We start from the raw sequence: 16,778 nt of genomic DNA on the forward strand, positions 1-16,778 counted from the left end.
CCCGGTCAGCCGATGTTGTAGGTGCCGGAGTGCTCGACGTGCTCGATCTCGACGGGCCGCACGCCGTCCGCGGTGGCGACCGTGAACGAGCCGCCGTTGATGCCGGTGACGACGCCCTCGACGCGCTTACCGCCGTACAGGACCGCGATGAACCCGGTCAGGGTCGGGGCGTTGAAGCTGAACTGGGCGTGGGCGGTGATCGTGGCGATGGCCTGCTCGCGGTGGCGGCGCTCGCGTGGGGTCTGCGGCTCGGCGTGCTGGATGGCGTCGTTGCGGGTGCTGATCTCGTCGAGCATGGCGCGGATGTCGCTCATCGGGTGGTCTCGCTTTCGGTGTCGGGTGGGCTGGCCGGGCGCGTCCAGCGGGGGTCTGTGACACGCCCGGCCAGCAGGGGGAGGGAGGAAAGATCAGTTGATGCAGCAGAGGTACGAGCCGCACGGGCCGTCCGGCTTGCAGTCGCCGTCCGGGTCGTGGTGGTGGCCGCAGCCGCAGCACGCCCAAGCGCCGAGGTCGTGGATGTCGCCGCAGCAGCAGCGCATCTGCGCGTAGACGGTCCAGTGCTGGCCGCCGCACAGCCGGTGGCCGGTCATCGTGCCGACCTCGCCGTCGACGACCTCAGGCTGTACGACCTGGCTGGGGCGGGGGACGAGGCTGCCCATCAGGCGGCGATCCGGGCGAGGCCCGCGGTCCGGGCGCGCTGCACGCCGATCGACTCGGCGATCGCGGCACGGCGGGCGGTCTGCCGGCCAGGGCGGCGCCGGGGGCGGGCGGGGCGGGTGTCGTCGAGGTCCAGGTCGCGGGCGGGGCGGGTGTCGTCGAGGTCCAGGTCGCGGGCGGTGATGGCGCGCATGGGGTGCTCCTTCAGAGCTGGATGGGGGCGGCTGGCCGGGCGGTCCTGTGCCGGACGCGCCCGGCCAGCCATTACGGGGGAGAAAAAAGATCAGGCGGCGGTGAAACCGAGCAGCGCGGTCGCCTTGCCGGTCGGCTGCCCGCCGGCCAGGTAGCCGTACGTCTCCAGCCAGCACCGCCCGGCGGCGTTCAGGCGGCCGGCGGACCAGTTCCCGCGGCAGGTGTCGCCGGGGGCGGTGTCGAGGTCCATGAGCAGGCGGGTCCCGGCGGCGTCAAGGGCGTCACGGCGGGCGGTCCGGTGCTTGTCCCGGCCGCGGCCAGCGCGCCAGACGATGCCGTCGATCGCGGCGATGAGCATGGCGCGGATTGCCGACGGGCCGGGCGGGGTGGTGGAGGCGCCGCCGCGGCGGATCGGGACCTGGCGGCCGCGGTCGACGGCGAAGTCCTTCAGGCGGGCGGTCGGCTCGGCCGGCGCGGGTGCCGGGGCGGTCCACTTGGCGCTGCCGTCGGCGGTGGCCATCTTCTCGACGATCTGCGCCGCGCTCATCTGCGCCTGGGCGAGGTAGGCGACTCGGGCCCAGTAGTCGCGGGCGCTGTCCTTGTTCTCGAACGGGTTGGTGAGCTCGTCGTGGCGGGTCATGCCGGAGCGGGCGGTGACGGTGTAGCCGTCGACGGCGGTGGAGAGGGACAGCGTCAGGGTGCCGTAGGTGCGCTCGGCGACGACGGTCCCGGGCGAAGCGGTAGTGTTCTGCATTGCTGATCGCTCCTGGTAGCTCAGGGTCGGTCGGTTCGCGGTTGGCATTCGCAGTGCTTTCCGCGTGGCCCGGTCGGGAGTTCGCAGCTCCTGGCCGGGCCGTCTTGCGTTGTGCCGGGGTTCGCAGCCCCGGCGGCCTTGCTGGGGACTACTTTGCCCCACGCCGACCGTAAGTGTCAAGTGACTTGGCACAGTGGCCTTGCTTAGTTGCTTGGCAAAGCTGCTTTGTGTCATTCTGTGGAGGATGACCGACTACTCACGCGCGCTCCACAACGCCGCAGACGAATACCGGGCCGCAGAAGCCCAGCTCAACCGCGCCCGCGACAACCTCGCCGCCACCATCCGCGCCGCCTACTTCGACACCACGAAGAAAGCCGACGTCCTCCGCGGCATCAACTACGAGTGGTCCCGCACCCATCTCGACGACACCATCATCAAAGCCTGGTGGAACGAACTCGACGACGCGCTCCGCCAGCGCCTCCTCGCCGCCGTCGACCAGCCGCACCTACCCACGGAGCTGATCCCCGAACTCGCGGAGGCCGGCGTCGCCGTCCAGTTCTGGAGATTCGCCGGCGAAATGGAACCCGTCTGGCCGCGCGGACTCAAGCACTTCCTCGCCGAACGCAAGCCCCGGACCCCCAAGGAGCCCGCATGATCCTCGAAGGCCAGAGCGGCAACTACCTCGACAGCGACGCGTTCGACGCCGCCTACCGCGCCCTCATGCCGTTCAACCCGATCGCCCAGGCCCGCGCCACCATCGCCGAGACCGTCGTCGCCACACTCATCGAACAGCGCGCCACCAACGGGATCGACCACCTGCGCGACCTGGCGCAGTCACCGACCCTCCGCCTGCCCCTCGTCGAGCAGATCAAGGCGCAGCTCTCCGGGTCGCTGAACGCGCCGCGCACTGGGGTCGACGAGGCGATCGCGGCTGGCGCCGCCGCCCTGTCCTGACCGCGGTCAAGAGGCAGAAGGAGCCCGCATGACGATTCCGACTTCTGCGGAAGGCGACGTCCCCTGGGATGCCGTCGATGGTTGGGGTGGGCACTACCGGTCGAGAATCGACCCGGCGTGGGAAGTGCATGAGGCTGCCGGTGGCGCGGGCTGGGAGCTGCGTAACACTGCGACCGGCTCCGTGCGGCCGATCGATACGCGCGGCGGACTGTATGCGGCGCTGGATATCGCCGAGGCTGCGATTCGCAGCGTGGTGCACGGTGATCCTGGCAGCCAACGCTGGACAACCTGACCTGTGTCGCCCGATGCCCGGCGTGCCGCCTTCCCGGTGGCGCGGCCGGGCATCGTCGCGTCTGGCCCCGTTGGAGTGACGAAGCTTTTGCTTCCTAAATTAGGATGCTAATGTTGGTGCATCGCCAGGGGACAGCCCCAGGCAACCACAGACAGGAGACCCACCATGGTCACCACCACCAGCTACGGCACCTGGGCCAACCACGGCGACGGCGAACTCACCCTCGAAGCGGGCGTCGCCACCTCCCTCGGCGAATACGCCAACGACTACGACCTCGACGCGCTCACCACCGCCTACCGCGACGCGATCAACGACGCCCTCCCGGACAGCATCAGCCTCGCCGGCAGCGACTTCTACGGCCCCGCCTACGACACGGACCGGGACTTCACCGGCGAGCCCGCCGACGCCATCCGCGAGGCGATCGCCTCCGTCGACTTCTGGTCCCTTGCCGCGAAGTACGACAAGACCGCCTGACCCGTCCCGCCCAGCTGGCCCGGACCCCCACGATGGGGCCGGGCCGCTCGTCATAGAGGAGCCCACCGTGCCGCACATGACCGGCGCCGCCCTGCACATCCACCGCCGCGGGCTCGGCCTGACCGGCGACCAGCTCGCCGCGATCGTCGCGGTCACCGGCCGCACCATCCGAGCCTGGGAAGCAGGCCGCGACCCGATCCCCGCCGGCGCCGCAACCGAGATCGAGCGGCTGCGCGAGCGAACCCGGGAGGCGATCACCGCCCTGACCGTCGACCTCGCCGACCACGACGGCGACCCGACCATCGCCGTCTACCGCGGCGACGACGAGTTCTGGGCCGCCCACCCCGACGCCAAACCACTGCCGGCCGCCTGGCACCAAATGGTCGCCGCTCGCGTCGCCGAACACGTCCCGACCGCCCGGATCGTCTGGGCCGGCGCCACCGGCGATCAGCCGGTCCGGCGCTGGCCGCTGACCCGGCTCGCCGAGGCCGCCGCAGCCGCCAGGCAGAACCGGGACGCTGGCGCCGTGAAGAAGATGCTGCCGCACCTGCGGCTCCTCGCCCTCGACGAGCGCGTCCAGGCCGAGACCCGGATCAACGTGCTCCTCTCGGCCGCGCGCGCGATCGACCCGCGCATCGGTCGCGCCGCCAGCCCAGCCGACGCGCTGGACGTGCTCCTCGTCGCGGCCGACGCCCGATGAACGACCGGCAGCTCGTGGCGCCGCCGGTCGTCCGGGTCACGCCCGGCACGGCGGCGCACCGCGAACTACTCGCCGACCTGGGCCGTGAGCCGCTGGCGGGGGAATGGTGGGAGGACGCCGAGTCCGCGGTGGACGCAGACAGTGCACGTACCTCGTACATGGTCGTCTACGCGGACGGGCCGGACAACCGACCGGTGCCCGCAGCGTGGGCCGGCTGGCGGCTGGAGGCCGACGGCACGCGGCTGAAGTGCGTCGACAACTACGTCCGGCGTGGCTTCCGGCAGCGCAGCCCCGAGCTGTATCGGCTCGTCTACGCGGCCCGGCACCGCCAGGTCGTCCTCAAGCTGCGCCTGCCCGCCGAGACGTACCTGTTCCCGGAGCCGATCGGCCGGCACCTCGCCTCCGGCTGGCAGATCGACCCGGCGCCGGGCGCGGCTGGGGAGTCCACGCCCTACGGCGGCGGGCCGGTCCACCGGTGGCAGCGGCTCGTCTGGACGCCACGGGCGCGCTGACTGCAGTTCGGCGCGCCGCAGGGAGGGCAGCATGCCGGGGAACGGCGCGTCTACCACCGGTGCTGGCGCCACTGCCAACGATTCCGCAGGTCATGCCACCGATTCGACAATCCTCCGCGCTGGTTCATCGACCGTACGTAGGCGGCATGATGCGGATGCCTTTGCAGTAGATCAACGAACTCGCGCAACTCCACTGCGGCGTCAAAGGAGCGGCCGTCCAAGACCGCCGCCCTCGTCCGGTCCACGAAGGCGTTCAGGACCGGATCGTCGCTGACCTGCAATGCACGCATCAGTGCAGGGATATGATCGTCAATCAGGGCCCGCAGGTGCGCGAGGAACCTTTCTTCGCCGTCGGCGTCAATGAACGGTAGCTCCGCTGGAAGCGTGTGCTCGTCCATGAAGTCGAGCCCGTCCCACCGCATGTGAAGAACTTCCTTCAGTCCATGGCAGTGCACCGCATGCAGGGGCGGGTGAGGCAAGGCGGAGCTATGGAGCATACGGTTTGCCGACCGCTCCGGAGCCGCCAGGAGGGCGGTGGCGGCATGGATTTCGCGTCGCCACTTGCGTGCTGCCAAGACGACGGCATCCTTGCGCTCTTGGGCTCGCTCGCTGGCGGCCGCCCGGTTGAACAGCGTGGCCGCGATCAGCGCCGTGGTAGAGAAGCCGGTCGCCCCGGACAGCAGGTTGACGAAGTACGGGTGCCCCTGCAGGAAGTCGAGCGCGAGCCACTCCAGCAGCACGCCGGCTGCGAACGTGGTGACGGCGACTACGGCGAGCCCGCGCAAGACCGAACCGGGGAGACGCTGCTGCATGACGTTCAGTGTCCCAGCGGAAGTCCACCATCGAACGTGCTCGTTGAAGGCCCGCGCGCTTCCGATGGGGGCGGCGGGCCTTCAGCATGTCCGGGCTACGCGCTCGGCCCTTCCGCGTCTGCATCGGAGGCGGATCGTTCGCTCGACTGCTCTGCGCCTAGCGACGCCTCAATATGCTCGATGCCGCGCTGTGCTTCGTCACGCCATCCTGTGACGACGAAAATGTCGCCGTCTGTTTGGTGAGTCGTCGGCGCTGACCCTCGTGCAGAAGTCGTCTTCATGCCGCGGGCTGGCGGTAGCAGGCCGGCCAGGCGCGCCTCTCGAATCCACGAGTAAATCGTGTTCTCCGGGTGCCCTGACGCGCGTGCCATGTCCCGGCTGGGCTTTGGGGAGTACCGCGACCAGGTCTTGAAGTGTTCGGCGACGAGCGTCAGAAATTCGCCCTTGCTCAGGCTGCCGCGTTCGAGCGGCGGCAGGGCGGCGAGGTCTTCGGCTTGCTTGCTGGTGCCGACACCCGCGAGCGCGTCTTCGAGGGCGCTCGCGGGAATTTTCCGCAGTGCGTCGGTGGTGACTCTGTCGGTGAGCAGCAGCATGCCGGTGATGACGGGCCGGCCGTGTTCGTCTGGCTGGTGCTGGGTCCAGAGTGTCGCGCCGGGGATGCCCGCGTCGTCGCCGGGCCATTGCGTCCAAGCGCCGCCGAACTGCGCCTTCAGCTGCTCGGCGATGTCGGTTCTGTCAGTTTCGGCGGACACAGGTGTCGAGGCTAGCAGGACGGCTTCCGTCCATGATCGGAACTTGGGGGTATCGCAAGGGTTTCGCGGGAAGCTTGCGTGGCTCGGTGGGATGTGATGGGATCTACGCAAGCTTTCCGCGATTTGCTTGGAGTGATCGAGATTGAACGAGTACCTCACGCCGGCCGAAGCCCGCACCCGGATCAAGGTCTCCAAAACCTTTATGAGCGACCTGCTCACCAGCGGCCGACTGCGGTCCTCAAAGGTCGGCAGGCTCCGGCGCATCGCCGCCACGGACTTGGAGGAGTACATGAAGGCCCGCATCGACCGCGCCGCCTGACCCCCCAAAGCGCAAACGCCGGGGTGGCTAGACCCCGGCGTTGCAGTGACCTCGAAAGGCCCACAGTGACCACAGCATCGCACACCCGGGAAGCGTTCGGAACCATCCCGAACCAAGTCACACCCGAAGACGCCGGCTCGCCCGAGGTCATCGTCTTGACCCGCGCCGAGTACGAACAGCACGCCACCCTCCACTGGCGGCTCGGACACCAAGCGGGCATCGTCGCCGGCATCCGCTGGGCCGACCGGCAGTACAACAACGCCATCGCCGAGGTCGCCGCCGGCATCCCCGCACCCGCACACGAGATCGTCGCCGCATACGTCCGCCGCCTCGACCGGCAGGCCGCCGCGTGACCGACGCCGCCCGGCCGCGCGGCGCCGACATGTTCCCCGACGACCCGCAACTCGCCGCGGAATGGGACCGCGCCGACGCCCCCGAACAGCCCAAGCGGCGCGGCCCGGCCGCCGCCAAGCTCACGTTCGGGCCGATCAAGCTCGCCGACCTCGTCTACCCGCACATGGTCGGCGTCTTCCGATGGAACGCGCAGCTCGGCTGGATGCACTACACCGGCGCGAAATGGGCGACCGGCGCCGACCCGGCGGCCCTGCTCTGCGTCGTCGACACCGTCAAGCAGTACGCGCACCAGCTCATCGACGCTCGGCCGCTCGGCCCGACCGCCGACGACCTGAAAGAGCTCGCCGCGATGTCGTCCGGCGCTGTGCACTCGCACGCCCTGAAGATCCTGCGCGGGATGGACGACATCTTCACCCCGGTGGAGGAGTTCGACCGGCCGCCCGATCCGGGCCAGCCGTGGCGGCTGCACTGCGCGAACGGCGTCACGCTCGTTCTGCGCGCCGATGGCACCATGAGCCGCCGGCAGACGTCGCCCGACGACCGGAACACCCTCGTTGCCTGCGACTACCTGCCGGATGCCGAAGCGCCCGCGGTCGGTGCGGCGTTCGCCGCCTACCAGCCCGACGCCGAGGTGCGCCGCTACCTGATGCAGATGTGGATGCGCGGACTGTCCGGGCTCGGCGCGGAGAAGTTCATGGTCAACCTCGGGGCGACCGGCGGGAACGGCAAAGGCACCATGCAGGCGATCCTGACCGGCGTTGCCGGCAGCTACTCGGCCGAACTCCCCGTCGAGGTCATCCTCAAGGGCAACCGTGCTGCCCGCGAGGTCTACCGGTCCGAGCTCGCGCTGCTGCGCGGCGCCCGCCTGGTGTGGTGCGACGAGCCCGAGGAAGGCGCCCGCTACGACACCGGCGTGCTGAAGAAGCTCACCGGCGGCAACGAGGTCTCCGGCCGCGGCATGGGCAAGGAGGCGGTGACGTTCGCCGGGCACTGGCTGTTCTCGATGGCGTCGAACAGCCGCCCGTCGTGGTCGGCGGACGGCGGCATGGACCGCCGCTACATCGAGGTCCCGTGGGACTACCAGATCCCCGAGAGTCAGCGCCGCGAGGACTTCAAGGAAGCCCTGCGCGCCGAGGCGCCCGGCATGTTGAACGAGCTGCTGAAGCACTGGCTCGGGACCGCGCAGCCGCCGGTGCCGGCCGTCGTGGCGAAGCAGACCGCGGAGGGCCGCAACGAGTCGTCGCCGGCGGCCGGGTTCGTTCGGGACGCGATCGAGGAGCGACCGGAGGAGTCCGTCTCCGGCGTGAACATGTACGCCGCGTATTCGGAGTGGGCGCGCCAGAACGGCATCCGGCCGGTGTCGTCGACCAAGCTCGGGGCCGAACTGACCCGCCTGGGCTTGGAGAAGGAGCACACGAGGAGCGGGAAGAGGTATCTGGGGGTGTCCGTCGTGCCCGAATACGTCCGCATTTAGAGCGTGGAGCGTGACGGGTGTGACGGGTTGAGGCCCGTTTCCACATAGCTCCTTACATATACGCGAAGGGCCTACCCCAAAAACGCCCTCAACCCGTCACACCCGTCACAGAGATCAACAGCACGGTAAGTAGCCAACCCGAGCCCACCTTCCATCGGTGCGCTCTTGGCCCTCCCGACCACGAACCGAGGAGACCCCGATGACCATCACCACCAGCGACGTGGACGACGTCCTCGCCGCCTGCATCGCCGCCGGCCTGCCCCACCCGCGGGGCATCGTCACAGACGGCACCGCCATCCGCTTCCACATGGCGACCGCCGCCGACGTGGACACCTACGCCGAACGCCTGGACGCCTCGCCCGTCGTCGACGGCGACCAGACGCTCGTCGAGTTCGCGTCCGACGGCCACCAGATCATCATCACCGGGCCCACCGCATGACCGCTGACGGCGACCTGCTCACCCAGGCCGCCGACTACCTCGACAACGTCCTCGCCGCCTGCTCGCCCGGCCCGTGGCGGCGCACCGGCCACGGCGACTTCGGGCCCGGCGTCAGCGCAACCCCCGACCGCTGGGACCCGACCGACCCGCACCTGAGCGTCGAAACCGACGACGGCGATCGTGGCCGGGCCGACGCCGCCTACATCGAGGCCGTGAACCCGATCGTCGGGCACGCCCTGCGAGATCTGCTGCGCGTTGCCGTGCAGTCGTCCGCGCCGTCCGACTACCTGCTTGCCGCGGCCCGGGAGATCCTGGCCGGCCGCGACGCCTACCCGTACTGACCGAAGGAGACGACCATGACCACGATTGACATCACCGACGAGATGATCGCCGCCTACATCGACGGCACCCGCGCCGGTGCACACCCGCCCCGCACCGAGGCCCAGGTGACCCGCGCCGGCCTGGCCGCCGTCCTCAACCACCCCGCCGTCCTCAACCACCCCGCCGTCCGGCGGGCCGTCCTCACCGCGGTCTCCGCCGAGCACGCCGAGATGATGGCCGGCTTGCCCCGCTGGGACGACCTGTCCGACCTCGACAAGGGCGCCGTCCTGCTGCACCTCGCCAAGGTCGAGAACGAGGGCGCCGCGTACGCCGCCGAGAACTACCCGGCCAAATTTATCGACGACCCGCGCCTGACCGCGCTCGACGACGAGGACGCCTGCGACCACGCGCTCGCGCTGGAGAGCGAGTGCGAAGACCTCGACGACGGCGAGCGGCGGCGGCTCTACAACCTCGCCCTCAACCACAAGCGGGGTACGGCGTGACCGACCCGCAGCCGGCCGAGGACTTCAACGACCCCCGGCACATCTACCAGGCCCGCGCCGCTCAGGCCGCCCGCGAGGCGGAGCACGACTTCGTGCGCGGCATCGACGCTGAGATCAGCACGCCGGCGCCGGGCATCGGCACCCTGATGCGGCGGGCGCTGAGTAGCCTGCCCGACGAGGAGGACGCGTGACCTCCCCGCTGATCCTGATCCCCACGCACCGCCTGGACCCGGCCGAGCCGCACATCATCGCCGAGCCGGACGCGTGCACCCTCTGCGGCATCCCGCGACGCGAGCACGGCCAGCACTACTTCGCCGGCCACGAGGGCGATGACCGGAAGGGCTGGGTCGCCCCGGACAACCAGACCAGGCTGGCCCGGATGCGGGCGCGGCGCGCGGCAAGGACGACAGCATGAACGCCGACGCGTTCTTTGAGGGCGCCGCCGAACTCGGCCGGATCATCGCCGCCCAACGGGCCGTCATCCGCGAGGAGGAGAACGCCGCCCGCCAACGGCGCAAGGACGCCACGAACGCCCGCCGCCGGGCCCGGTACGCGGCAACGAAACGCCTGCGGCCCGCGCGTACGGCGGTCGCCACCGAGGACGACCACGAGGAGACGTGCACCTGCTTCCGCGGCTTCGCGCCGTGCTCGTACTGCACCACTTACGACCCCGACGCCGAGGAGACCGCATGATCGAGCCCGACGACCACACGATCGTCATGATCGGCAGCCTGGTCGACAACGACCCCTGGCACCTCGAACTCTGGGCCCGCGACGACACGAACGCGAAAACGCCCACGAGGCCGGAAGCGCGCTGGTTTCGGACCGGTGACGGTGTCGACAGCGACGAGCCCCACCCGGGCATCGAGTGGCGGCTCCTGGAGCGCCGCGCCGAGCTGCGCAAGGACAAGCTCACCGTGCTCGGATCGGCGGCGCCGTGACCGTGGACCACGACACCCTGACCACACTCCTCGGCGACCTGTACGAGGAGTGTGACGGCGGCCGGCCCTACGTCGACCCCGAGTACGCCGGCCTGCTCCTCGACGTCGTCACCGCCACGCTCGACCCGGCCGAACTGGCCGGCTACCCGACCACCCTGCGGGCGTTCGTGCAGTTCCACCACGACGACCTCGCCGAGATGATCCGCGACTACGGCCCGGACAGCGCGTTTGCCAAGCACGTGTGGCCGTACCAGCTCGTCCGGACCCCGCACGCCATCGCCCTGTGTGAGCGGCTGACGGTGAAGCCGATCGACCTGACCTACTACTGGAACGAGAACTTCGAGTCGGACACGCCGATCGACGACCTCGCCTGTGCGTGGGGGAGAGGCTGATGGGCGCCCGCCTGCGCAAGCTGTGGTGGACGTACGGGCCGACGTTCCAGTGGCGCACCTTCCGTCTCCACGGCGACCCGCCGAACGGCGCCTGGCGGTTGATCCGCATCACCCAGATCTGCGGCGGCAGGAACTGGTCGCTGGCCATCACCCAAACCGGGCCGGTCCAGAACGCGCCCGACCAGCCGCGAACCACCACAACCGAGGAGGCCCGATGACCATCCCGACGTACACGTTGCGCTGCCACAGCGCCGACGACGCCACCCGGCTCGTGCCGTTCCTGCACCGCATGGGCCTCATCGGAGCCGAAGCCGACAACGGCACCGTCACCTTCCCGTACGGCAGCCCGAACCCTATGAACACCCTCATCGAGGTCATGGAACTCGCCCGGCACCTCGACCTGGCCGGCGACATCGATGCGTCCGAGCTGCTGATCCAGGGCACCCGATGACCGCTGACCTTATGCCCGACGACGAGTTCGACGCGATGATCGCCGAGCTGGACGCCGCGATCGCCAAGGCCGGCGGACGGGTCCGGTTCTGGACCTGCCCGGTCCGCGCCCACCGCGAACGCCTCGATGAGAACGGCTGGCCGGTCGTGACCGTCGAGTGGCGGAACGGGATCGCCCACTGCACCGCGCCCCGCTGCAACCAGACGAGCCGCCAGAGGAGCACCACATGACCACCCGGCCCGTGTGGTTGCTCGACGTCGACGGGGTCATCAACGCCTGGGACGCCGACTGGGGCACCGGCCCGACCAAGACCCGCGTCGACCGGCTCAACATCCGCTGGGCACCGGAACTCGCCGCACGCATCCGCGCCGTCGCGCCCGCCGTCGACATCGTGTGGGCGACCACCTGGTGCGGATTCCCCGACCAGCTCACCGCGCTCGGGCAGATGCTCGGGCTGGAAGGCCTGCCGTCCGCGTTCGACGGCCGGCCACTCAGCAAGACCTGGGCCGACCAGAAGCTCGAAGCCGCGCTCCGCGTCCTCGACGGCGGGCGCCGGCTCATCTGGACCGACGACACCGAAGTCCAGGCCGCCGCCGACCTGTACCCGCAGATCGCCGCGGCAGCCCGCGACAGGCGGGCGCTGCTGATTGAGCCGGACGGTCGGCGCGGCCTGCGGCCCGCACACCTGGACGCGATCGAGGCGTTCACCCGGCCGTTGACCACCACGACCACCGCCAGCACCGAGGAGAGCCGATGACCACGCCCCGCACCGACACCCAGCGCCTCGCCGACGCCGCCGAGGCCCTGTCCGGAAACGCCGACAACGGCCCGTGGCGGACCATCGAAGACCCGCGCATCCGCAGCTTCGTCGCCGAGCACGTCATCGGGGCGTGCCGGGACGTGGCGAAAGCCGCGGGCCTGGACGACGTGGCCGCCGAGTGCACGAAGCTCCTCGCCGAGGAGGCACGATGACCGATCTGTCCACCGGGCCGCGCGCCCTGAACCCTGCCGAGCTGGCTGGCGCGGTCGAGGACGGCGTCGAGTGCGGCACCTGCGCCAGCCCGCCGACCGCCGGCACTCTCGGCTACGACCGCACCCGGGCCGACCAGCCTGCCGTCTGGACGTACGAGTGCGCGGCCGGGCACACGTGGACGGACACGAGCAGCTGAGCCCGTCGCCCGTCCGGCTGCACCACGGCGCCGGGCGGGCGTGTCCCGCCGCACCTGCGGCACCCTGATCAAACCGCACCTCGCCGGGCACCTCAACGACAAGGAACCCACATGATCGACCGTGAGTACCACATCTACCAGCACCAGTGCACCAGCTGCGCGACGCCGTGCGACCCGGCCCGGTCGTGGCGGTGGGACGTCATATCCACATCGACGGAGACCGGCAACGAGACCGACCTGATGATGCCCGGCATGTACGCCACCGAGGCAGCCGCGCAGGCTGCTGCGGACGCCTACGAGGAGAACCAAGTGCGGATGGACCGCAAGGCGCTGGGCCTGCCGTACGAGGAGCCGGTGTGACCGGCGGGAAGGAAGTGGGAGCCGCAGCCGGGCTCGCTCGGCCACGGCAACCACTCGACGTCGACCAGCTCCCTCCGACCCAGGCGCTGCTGTTGGAGGTGCTCGCCGCCCGGTACCGGCTCGGCGAGCACCTGTGGACGTTCCCGAGCTCGTGCACGTCCGCTGCCCGCGGACTGTCCGGGCGCGGGCTGATCGGCTGGAAGGGCGGGGTCGCCCCGCGCACGATCCAGGCGTGGCTGACCGACGCCGGCCGCCAGGTGTGCCTGCTCGACGGGTACGAACCCGCACCGGTCAAGGCCGCGCGCGAGGCCGAGCGGAAGCGGATCGCTTACCGGATCCGGGCCGAGCTGGTCTGTTGCGACATCTACGACCGCGACCACGGCACCAACCGCGCCGGGCGCACCCACCCGATCTGCTTCTGGGGTGAGGCCGGCGCCCAGATTGCCGAGGACCCCAGCGGGCCGGATGAGGTCGCACCGTGACCTGGCCCGCGGTCGCGCTCACCGGCCACCGGGACCTGGGCGACGCCACGGACTGGGTTGCCGGCCAACTCGCCGACGGCGCCCGCCGTCTCGCCGACCAGGGCACGACGGTCGGGGCTTCCGGGATGGCGCTCGGCGCGGACACGCTCTGGGCCCGCGCCGTACTGGCCGCCGGGATGCAACTGCACGCCGTGATTCCGTTCGAGGCGCAGGCCGACCGATGGACGCCCGAGCAGCAGGCGCAGTGGCTGCGGCTGCGCGGGCTCGCCGCCCGAGAGACGGTCTGCGGTCCGAACCCGCGCGACCACGTGCGGGCGACCGCCGCGCTGCACTATCGGAACCAGGTGCTCATCGCGGCAGCGGAAGGGCTCGTGGTCGTCTGGGACGGCCGCCGGCGTGGCGGCACCTGGAGCGCGCTGCTGTTCGCGGCCACGCTCCACCACGAGGTGGTTTGGATCGACCCGGTCCGGCGGCAGACGATCAGGACCGCGGCCGCCGCGCTGGCCAGCTAAGCCGGGTCGGGTGCGAGGAGATCCCCAGCGGCGCGGGTGATCGCATACGTCCACCAGGTCGCGTGCCCGTGCACATACAGCATCGGCGACGTTGACCCCTCGCCGCGGGCGAGCGCGTCCCGGCCGATGACGATGTCGAGCGGGGCGCCGGGGATCCGCACCGGCACCTCGACGCCGTTCGTGCCGGTGAGCGTCCACCCGAACCGGCCGTCCGCGGACGGCTCGCTGCCCCCGTGCAGCACGTGCACGTCCAGGTCGGGGGAGCGGACGGGCTCGCCAGCCAGGACGGCGCCGTGCTCCTGAACGGCCTTGACGAACGCGGCCAGGACTACGGCGGCGGCTTCCTCGGTGGCGCCTTCGACGGGATCAGTCCCCGGGTTGATCACACTCACGCGAACACGGTAACCCGGACGGGTGAAGCGGCGGAGCGCGCGGGACCGGAAAGCGCAACCATCAAAGAATGACAGAAGGTAAGCGCCTCGCTCCGGAACAACGCCTAGCTGACCTCATCGCCGCCTACCGTTCCACCTTGGCGGCGCATGGCCGGGACCGCGCCGTGCGCGACCTAACGGCAAACCTCACGGAGATGAACCATTGGAGCCTCGCCCCGATTGTGATCGCAGCGATCGAACGCATAGTCCCGGCCGCGCCACCCGTCGCATCACCACTGGATAAAGGATTCACGCCATACACACCGCTTCCCCGCGATCCCCTCGCTGGCTGGCTACAGGAACCCCGAAATGACCCTCTGGGGCCTGGCATCAAGCGCTTGACCCCGAAGGCGAAGCGCGGCAAGCGTTCCAGCGGTGATGACGACGATTCTGCGGCAGGCGCCGATCAGGGTTGACGCACGTGGGTGGCGGTCGCCGCGGATTCAATGGCTCGCCCGGCGGGACCGGACACCGGAGTGACGTGCTCTCCGAGCGATTAACGGCCAGGCACGCAACTTCGCTGTTTCCACAGTTCGCGGCCCCTGCGCGTCGTACGGTGGCGGGTGTCGCACCACCGGGACGGCCCGCTCCGGCCGCCCATCGAACCCATGCGCGCCGCCACCGCCCCGCACCTACCGGAGACCCGCGGCTGGCGGCACGAACCCAAGTGGGACGGCTACCGGGCCACCGCCTGGCGGCTCGACAACGGCCGGGCCGTCATTTACTCCCGGCACCTCCGCGACCTCACCGCCTACTTCCCCGACGTGGCCGCGCACCTCGAGGCGTGGCTGCCGCCCGGCACCGTTCTCGACGGCGAACTGGTCTCCTGGAACCCGCAGACCGGGCGGACGGACTTCGCCGCGCTCGGCCGCCGCATCACCGCGGGGCGCGGACTCGGTGCGGAAGCCGCCGCCAACCCGGTGCACCTGGTCGCGTTCGACTGCCTCGCCGAGCGCGGCACCGTCCTGCTGCGCCGCCCGCTCGCCGAACGCCGCCAGCACCTCGAACAGCTGCTCGCCGGCGCCCCGGCCGCGCTGTCGCTGTGCGCGCAGACCGACGACCCAGACGAGGCCCGGGCGTGGATGGCCGACTACGCGCCCGCCGGCATCGAAGGCATCGTGAGTAAACCCGCTGCGAGCGTGTACACGCCCGGGCGGGCCGGATGGGTCAAGGTGAAGACCAGGGCCAGCGTCGAAGCGCTCATCGGCGGCGTCACCGGCAGGCTCGACCACCCGTCGTCGCTGCTGCTCGCCCGCTACGACGCCCGCGGAGGATTGCGGTACGTCGGTCGCACCCACCAGCTGCCCGCCGCCGTCCGTGCCGAACTCGACGGGCTGCTGCTGCCCGCGGACCGCCAGGTGTGGCCGGTGCCGCTCCCGGCGCGCTGGGCCGGCGACCTGACCGACCCGAAGCCGGTCCCGTACGTGCCGGTGGAGCCGCTGGTCGTGGTCGAGGTCGCGGCTGACGTCGCTTACGAACACGGCCGATGGCGGCACCGGCTACGGGCACTGCGGGTCAGGCCCGACCTCGACCCGGCTGTGCTGCCGCTGTGGACGCTCGACGCTGGAAGTGCTGCCTAACCCGGCGGAGGGCCTGATGGACGTCGATCGCGCATCGTATCCTTCGGCGTGGCCTCATGGACCCAGTACGTCATCCCCGCTCTCATCGCCGCCGTGGTTGCACTCACTGTTGGGATCTCCACAATCCTCACAACTCGTGCCGGTTGGCGGCGGGAAGCCGAACGCGAGCACCGTCGTTGGGCACGCGAGCAGCGCGTTACCGCATATCTGGAGTTTCTTGATCGATGCTGGGAATGCTGCGTCAATGCCCGGGATCAGTACTGGGAAGCCCCTGATCTGACCAGGGAGCCGCAGTGGTACGAGGAGGTGAATCGGGCACTTCTGCGTGTGGAGGCCTTCGGGTCGCCGGAGGTTGCCGAGCAGGCGCGTAGCACTGTAAAGGCTGTCGCCAAGGCCATCGACGAAGAATCTCGTGGTCAGTGGGCCGGTTCGTTCATCCCCGGCGGCGAGGGGGAGGTGCTGCTGCCTTTCATCGACGCAATGCGGCGTGACCTGGGCATTGGTGCTAATGGTATAGGCGGGCTGATGGCAGGCGTGGCGCTACCTCGACGTGGGCCTGATGAGAGCGACCCAGAATCCCAAACATCTGCCAGTCTGGATGCATGACCCCTGGTGAACGAAGCCTGGACGACATCGAGGCGAACCTGAACAAGGCGGCGGAAGCCCTGACGGCCGAGCCCGAAGGGCGCTTTCCGGAGTGGGCGTATCAGCTCGCGCACGTCCAGATCAGTATCGCCCGCGAGCAACTGAAGGAGCGGCGGGCGCTGGCCACTGTGCGGGCGGAGCTTGAAGTGGAGCTGAACGCCGCGAAGCTGGTCGTCCGGCGGCTGGGCGAGCGCCTGACCGAAATCGAAGGCTGGCGAAGGCGGCTGTAAGCGCGGCTCCACAGACTGAAATCGGTAGAAGTTATTGCTCTCAAGCCTGGCGGTCGCCTAACTTGGTAGATCAAGC

Annotated in this window: 37 protein-coding genes; 30 read left to right on the forward strand and 7 right to left on the reverse strand. The window is 70.2% G+C overall.

The window, feature by feature from the left end:
- Positions 1-5: 5 nt before the first annotated feature.
- The 4 genes from J2S42_RS00195 to J2S42_RS00210 form a co-directional block, all read right to left on the reverse strand.
- Positions 6-314, reverse strand: coding sequence for a hypothetical protein (locus tag J2S42_RS00195; RefSeq protein ID WP_307233948.1), 309 nt, complete (start codon positions 312-314; stop codon positions 6-8).
- A 93-nt stretch (positions 315-407) separates the two neighbouring features.
- A complete protein-coding gene (locus J2S42_RS00200; protein WP_307233950.1) occupies positions 408-659 on the reverse strand; it encodes a hypothetical protein in 252 nt (83 codons plus the stop codon).
- On the reverse strand, positions 659-850 hold the full coding sequence (locus J2S42_RS00205) for a hypothetical protein (protein WP_307233951.1): 192 nt from the start codon (positions 848-850) through the stop codon (positions 659-661). The genes J2S42_RS00200 and J2S42_RS00205 overlap by 1 nt, the downstream gene beginning before the upstream one ends.
- Positions 851-940: 90 nt before the next feature.
- The gene (locus J2S42_RS00210; RefSeq protein WP_307233953.1) at positions 941-1,603 is read right to left on the reverse strand and encodes a hypothetical protein; all 663 of its coding nucleotides are present in this window, start codon (positions 1,601-1,603) and stop codon (positions 941-943) included.
- Positions 1,604-1,847: 244 nt separating this feature from the next.
- Between J2S42_RS00210 and J2S42_RS00215 the strand changes: the two genes are divergently transcribed.
- The 6 genes from J2S42_RS00215 (at position 1,848) to J2S42_RS00240 (ending at position 4,535) form a co-directional block, all read left to right on the forward strand.
- Positions 1,848-2,258, forward strand: a complete 411-nt coding sequence (locus J2S42_RS00215) for a hypothetical protein (RefSeq protein WP_307233955.1) — start codon at positions 1,848-1,850, stop codon at positions 2,256-2,258.
- Positions 2,255-2,557 (forward strand): hypothetical protein, encoded by a 303-nt coding sequence (locus tag J2S42_RS00220; protein WP_307233957.1) that lies wholly within the window; start codon positions 2,255-2,257, stop codon positions 2,555-2,557. The genes J2S42_RS00215 and J2S42_RS00220 overlap by 4 nt, the downstream gene beginning before the upstream one ends.
- A 28-nt stretch (positions 2,558-2,585) precedes the next feature.
- Positions 2,586-2,849, forward strand: coding sequence for a hypothetical protein (locus J2S42_RS00225; RefSeq protein ID WP_307233959.1), 264 nt, complete (start codon positions 2,586-2,588; stop codon positions 2,847-2,849).
- A 165-nt stretch (positions 2,850-3,014) separates the two neighbouring features.
- Positions 3,015-3,323, forward strand: coding sequence for a hypothetical protein (locus J2S42_RS00230; protein WP_307233961.1), 309 nt, complete (start codon positions 3,015-3,017; stop codon positions 3,321-3,323).
- A gap of 76 nt (positions 3,324-3,399) precedes the next feature.
- Positions 3,400-4,023 carry an Aca2/YdiL-like domain-containing protein gene (locus J2S42_RS00235; protein ID WP_307233963.1) on the forward strand — a complete coding sequence of 208 codons (624 nt, stop codon included), beginning with the start codon at positions 3,400-3,402 and terminating at the stop codon, positions 4,021-4,023.
- Positions 4,020-4,535, forward strand: a complete 516-nt coding sequence (locus J2S42_RS00240) for a hypothetical protein (protein WP_307233965.1) — start codon at positions 4,020-4,022, stop codon at positions 4,533-4,535. Before J2S42_RS00235 ends, J2S42_RS00240 begins: the two co-directional genes overlap by 4 nt.
- A 50-nt stretch (positions 4,536-4,585) precedes the next feature.
- Here J2S42_RS00240 and J2S42_RS00245 read toward each other — a convergent pair whose 3' ends face one another.
- Both J2S42_RS00245 and J2S42_RS00250 read right to left on the reverse strand, forming a co-directional pair.
- The gene (locus J2S42_RS00245; protein ID WP_307233967.1) at positions 4,586-5,347 is read right to left on the reverse strand and encodes a hypothetical protein; all 762 of its coding nucleotides are present in this window, start codon (positions 5,345-5,347) and stop codon (positions 4,586-4,588) included.
- A gap of 95 nt (positions 5,348-5,442) precedes the next feature.
- A complete protein-coding gene (locus tag J2S42_RS00250; protein WP_307233968.1) occupies positions 5,443-6,099 on the reverse strand; it encodes a hypothetical protein in 657 nt (218 codons plus the stop codon).
- Between the two features lie 142 nt (positions 6,100-6,241).
- On the opposite strand from J2S42_RS00250, the gene J2S42_RS00255 reads away from it, so the two are divergent.
- The 20 genes from J2S42_RS00255 to J2S42_RS00350 all read left to right on the forward strand — a co-directional run bounded on the left by J2S42_RS00255 (position 6,242) and on the right by J2S42_RS00350 (position 13,816).
- Positions 6,242-6,418, forward strand: coding sequence for a helix-turn-helix domain-containing protein (locus J2S42_RS00255; protein WP_307233970.1), 177 nt, complete (start codon positions 6,242-6,244; stop codon positions 6,416-6,418).
- A gap of 155 nt (positions 6,419-6,573) precedes the next feature.
- Entirely contained in the window at positions 6,574-6,771 is a 198-nt protein-coding gene (locus tag J2S42_RS00260) for a hypothetical protein (protein ID WP_307233972.1), read from the forward strand.
- Complete coding sequence (locus J2S42_RS00265; protein ID WP_307233974.1) at positions 6,768-8,246, forward strand: DNA primase family protein; 1,479 nt, start codon at positions 6,768-6,770, stop codon at positions 8,244-8,246. The genes J2S42_RS00260 and J2S42_RS00265 overlap by 4 nt, the downstream gene beginning before the upstream one ends.
- Before the next feature lie 199 nt (positions 8,247-8,445).
- The gene (locus tag J2S42_RS00270) at positions 8,446-8,685 is read left to right on the forward strand and encodes a hypothetical protein (RefSeq protein WP_307233976.1); all 240 of its coding nucleotides are present in this window, start codon (positions 8,446-8,448) and stop codon (positions 8,683-8,685) included.
- Positions 8,682-9,026 (forward strand): hypothetical protein, encoded by a 345-nt coding sequence (locus tag J2S42_RS00275; protein ID WP_307233978.1) that lies wholly within the window; start codon positions 8,682-8,684, stop codon positions 9,024-9,026. The genes J2S42_RS00270 and J2S42_RS00275 overlap by 4 nt, the downstream gene beginning before the upstream one ends.
- A gap of 15 nt (positions 9,027-9,041) precedes the next feature.
- The gene (locus J2S42_RS00280; RefSeq protein ID WP_307233980.1) at positions 9,042-9,509 is read left to right on the forward strand and encodes a hypothetical protein; all 468 of its coding nucleotides are present in this window, start codon (positions 9,042-9,044) and stop codon (positions 9,507-9,509) included.
- Positions 9,506-9,700, forward strand: coding sequence for a hypothetical protein (locus J2S42_RS00285; RefSeq protein ID WP_307233982.1), 195 nt, complete (start codon positions 9,506-9,508; stop codon positions 9,698-9,700). The genes J2S42_RS00280 and J2S42_RS00285 overlap by 4 nt, the downstream gene beginning before the upstream one ends.
- On the forward strand, positions 9,697-9,924 hold the full coding sequence (locus J2S42_RS00290; RefSeq protein ID WP_307233984.1) for a hypothetical protein: 228 nt from the start codon (positions 9,697-9,699) through the stop codon (positions 9,922-9,924). Before J2S42_RS00285 ends, J2S42_RS00290 begins: the two co-directional genes overlap by 4 nt.
- A complete protein-coding gene (locus J2S42_RS00295) occupies positions 9,921-10,202 on the forward strand; it encodes a hypothetical protein (RefSeq protein ID WP_307233986.1) in 282 nt (93 codons plus the stop codon). The genes J2S42_RS00290 and J2S42_RS00295 overlap by 4 nt, the downstream gene beginning before the upstream one ends.
- Entirely contained in the window at positions 10,199-10,450 is a 252-nt protein-coding gene (locus tag J2S42_RS00300) for a hypothetical protein (protein ID WP_307233988.1), read from the forward strand. Before J2S42_RS00295 ends, J2S42_RS00300 begins: the two co-directional genes overlap by 4 nt.
- Positions 10,451-10,452: 2 nt before the next feature.
- Positions 10,453-10,842 carry a hypothetical protein gene (locus tag J2S42_RS00305; RefSeq protein ID WP_307233990.1) on the forward strand — a complete coding sequence of 130 codons (390 nt, stop codon included), beginning with the start codon at positions 10,453-10,455 and terminating at the stop codon, positions 10,840-10,842.
- Positions 10,842-11,060 carry a hypothetical protein gene (locus J2S42_RS00310; RefSeq protein WP_307233992.1) on the forward strand — a complete coding sequence of 73 codons (219 nt, stop codon included), beginning with the start codon at positions 10,842-10,844 and terminating at the stop codon, positions 11,058-11,060. The genes J2S42_RS00305 and J2S42_RS00310 overlap by 1 nt, the downstream gene beginning before the upstream one ends.
- Positions 11,057-11,293, forward strand: a complete 237-nt coding sequence (locus J2S42_RS00315) for a hypothetical protein (protein ID WP_307233994.1) — start codon at positions 11,057-11,059, stop codon at positions 11,291-11,293. The genes J2S42_RS00310 and J2S42_RS00315 overlap by 4 nt, the downstream gene beginning before the upstream one ends.
- Positions 11,290-11,523 carry a hypothetical protein gene (locus tag J2S42_RS00320; RefSeq protein ID WP_307233996.1) on the forward strand — a complete coding sequence of 78 codons (234 nt, stop codon included), beginning with the start codon at positions 11,290-11,292 and terminating at the stop codon, positions 11,521-11,523. The genes J2S42_RS00315 and J2S42_RS00320 overlap by 4 nt, the downstream gene beginning before the upstream one ends.
- The gene (locus J2S42_RS00325) at positions 11,520-12,050 is read left to right on the forward strand and encodes an HAD domain-containing protein (protein ID WP_307233998.1); all 531 of its coding nucleotides are present in this window, start codon (positions 11,520-11,522) and stop codon (positions 12,048-12,050) included. Before J2S42_RS00320 ends, J2S42_RS00325 begins: the two co-directional genes overlap by 4 nt.
- Positions 12,047-12,265, forward strand: a complete 219-nt coding sequence (locus tag J2S42_RS00330; protein ID WP_307234000.1) for a hypothetical protein — start codon at positions 12,047-12,049, stop codon at positions 12,263-12,265. Before J2S42_RS00325 ends, J2S42_RS00330 begins: the two co-directional genes overlap by 4 nt.
- Positions 12,262-12,462, forward strand: a complete 201-nt coding sequence (locus J2S42_RS00335; protein ID WP_307234002.1) for a hypothetical protein — start codon at positions 12,262-12,264, stop codon at positions 12,460-12,462. Before J2S42_RS00330 ends, J2S42_RS00335 begins: the two co-directional genes overlap by 4 nt.
- Positions 12,463-12,573: 111 nt before the next feature.
- Positions 12,574-12,822, forward strand: a complete 249-nt coding sequence (locus J2S42_RS00340) for a hypothetical protein (protein ID WP_307234003.1) — start codon at positions 12,574-12,576, stop codon at positions 12,820-12,822.
- On the forward strand, positions 12,819-13,304 hold the full coding sequence (locus tag J2S42_RS00345; RefSeq protein WP_307234006.1) for a hypothetical protein: 486 nt from the start codon (positions 12,819-12,821) through the stop codon (positions 13,302-13,304). The genes J2S42_RS00340 and J2S42_RS00345 overlap by 4 nt, the downstream gene beginning before the upstream one ends.
- On the forward strand, positions 13,301-13,816 hold the full coding sequence (locus tag J2S42_RS00350) for a DNA-processing protein DprA (RefSeq protein ID WP_307234007.1): 516 nt from the start codon (positions 13,301-13,303) through the stop codon (positions 13,814-13,816). Before J2S42_RS00345 ends, J2S42_RS00350 begins: the two co-directional genes overlap by 4 nt.
- Here the strand turns inward: J2S42_RS00350 and J2S42_RS00355 are convergent.
- On the reverse strand, positions 13,813-14,208 hold the full coding sequence (locus tag J2S42_RS00355; RefSeq protein WP_307234009.1) for a hypothetical protein: 396 nt from the start codon (positions 14,206-14,208) through the stop codon (positions 13,813-13,815). The two genes, J2S42_RS00350 and J2S42_RS00355, sit on opposite strands and share 4 nt — an antisense overlap.
- A gap of 68 nt (positions 14,209-14,276) precedes the next feature.
- On the opposite strand from J2S42_RS00355, the gene J2S42_RS00360 reads away from it, so the two are divergent.
- The 4 genes from J2S42_RS00360 to J2S42_RS00375 all read left to right on the forward strand — a co-directional run bounded on the left by J2S42_RS00360 (position 14,277) and on the right by J2S42_RS00375 (position 16,702).
- Positions 14,277-14,663 carry a hypothetical protein gene (locus tag J2S42_RS00360; RefSeq protein WP_307234011.1) on the forward strand — a complete coding sequence of 129 codons (387 nt, stop codon included), beginning with the start codon at positions 14,277-14,279 and terminating at the stop codon, positions 14,661-14,663.
- A gap of 192 nt (positions 14,664-14,855) precedes the next feature.
- Entirely contained in the window at positions 14,856-15,827 is a 972-nt protein-coding gene (locus tag J2S42_RS00365) for an ATP-dependent DNA ligase (RefSeq protein WP_307234012.1), read from the forward strand.
- A 48-nt stretch (positions 15,828-15,875) separates the two neighbouring features.
- On the forward strand, positions 15,876-16,433 hold the full coding sequence (locus J2S42_RS00370; RefSeq protein ID WP_307234014.1) for a hypothetical protein: 558 nt from the start codon (positions 15,876-15,878) through the stop codon (positions 16,431-16,433).
- Complete coding sequence (locus J2S42_RS00375; RefSeq protein WP_307234016.1) at positions 16,430-16,702, forward strand: hypothetical protein; 273 nt, start codon at positions 16,430-16,432, stop codon at positions 16,700-16,702. The genes J2S42_RS00370 and J2S42_RS00375 overlap by 4 nt, the downstream gene beginning before the upstream one ends.
- Positions 16,703-16,778: the final 76 nt, after the last annotated feature.

It is taken from the genome of Catenuloplanes indicus, from assembly GCF_030813715.1.
Taxonomy (GTDB): Bacteria; Actinomycetota; Actinomycetes; order Mycobacteriales; family Micromonosporaceae; genus Catenuloplanes; species Catenuloplanes indicus.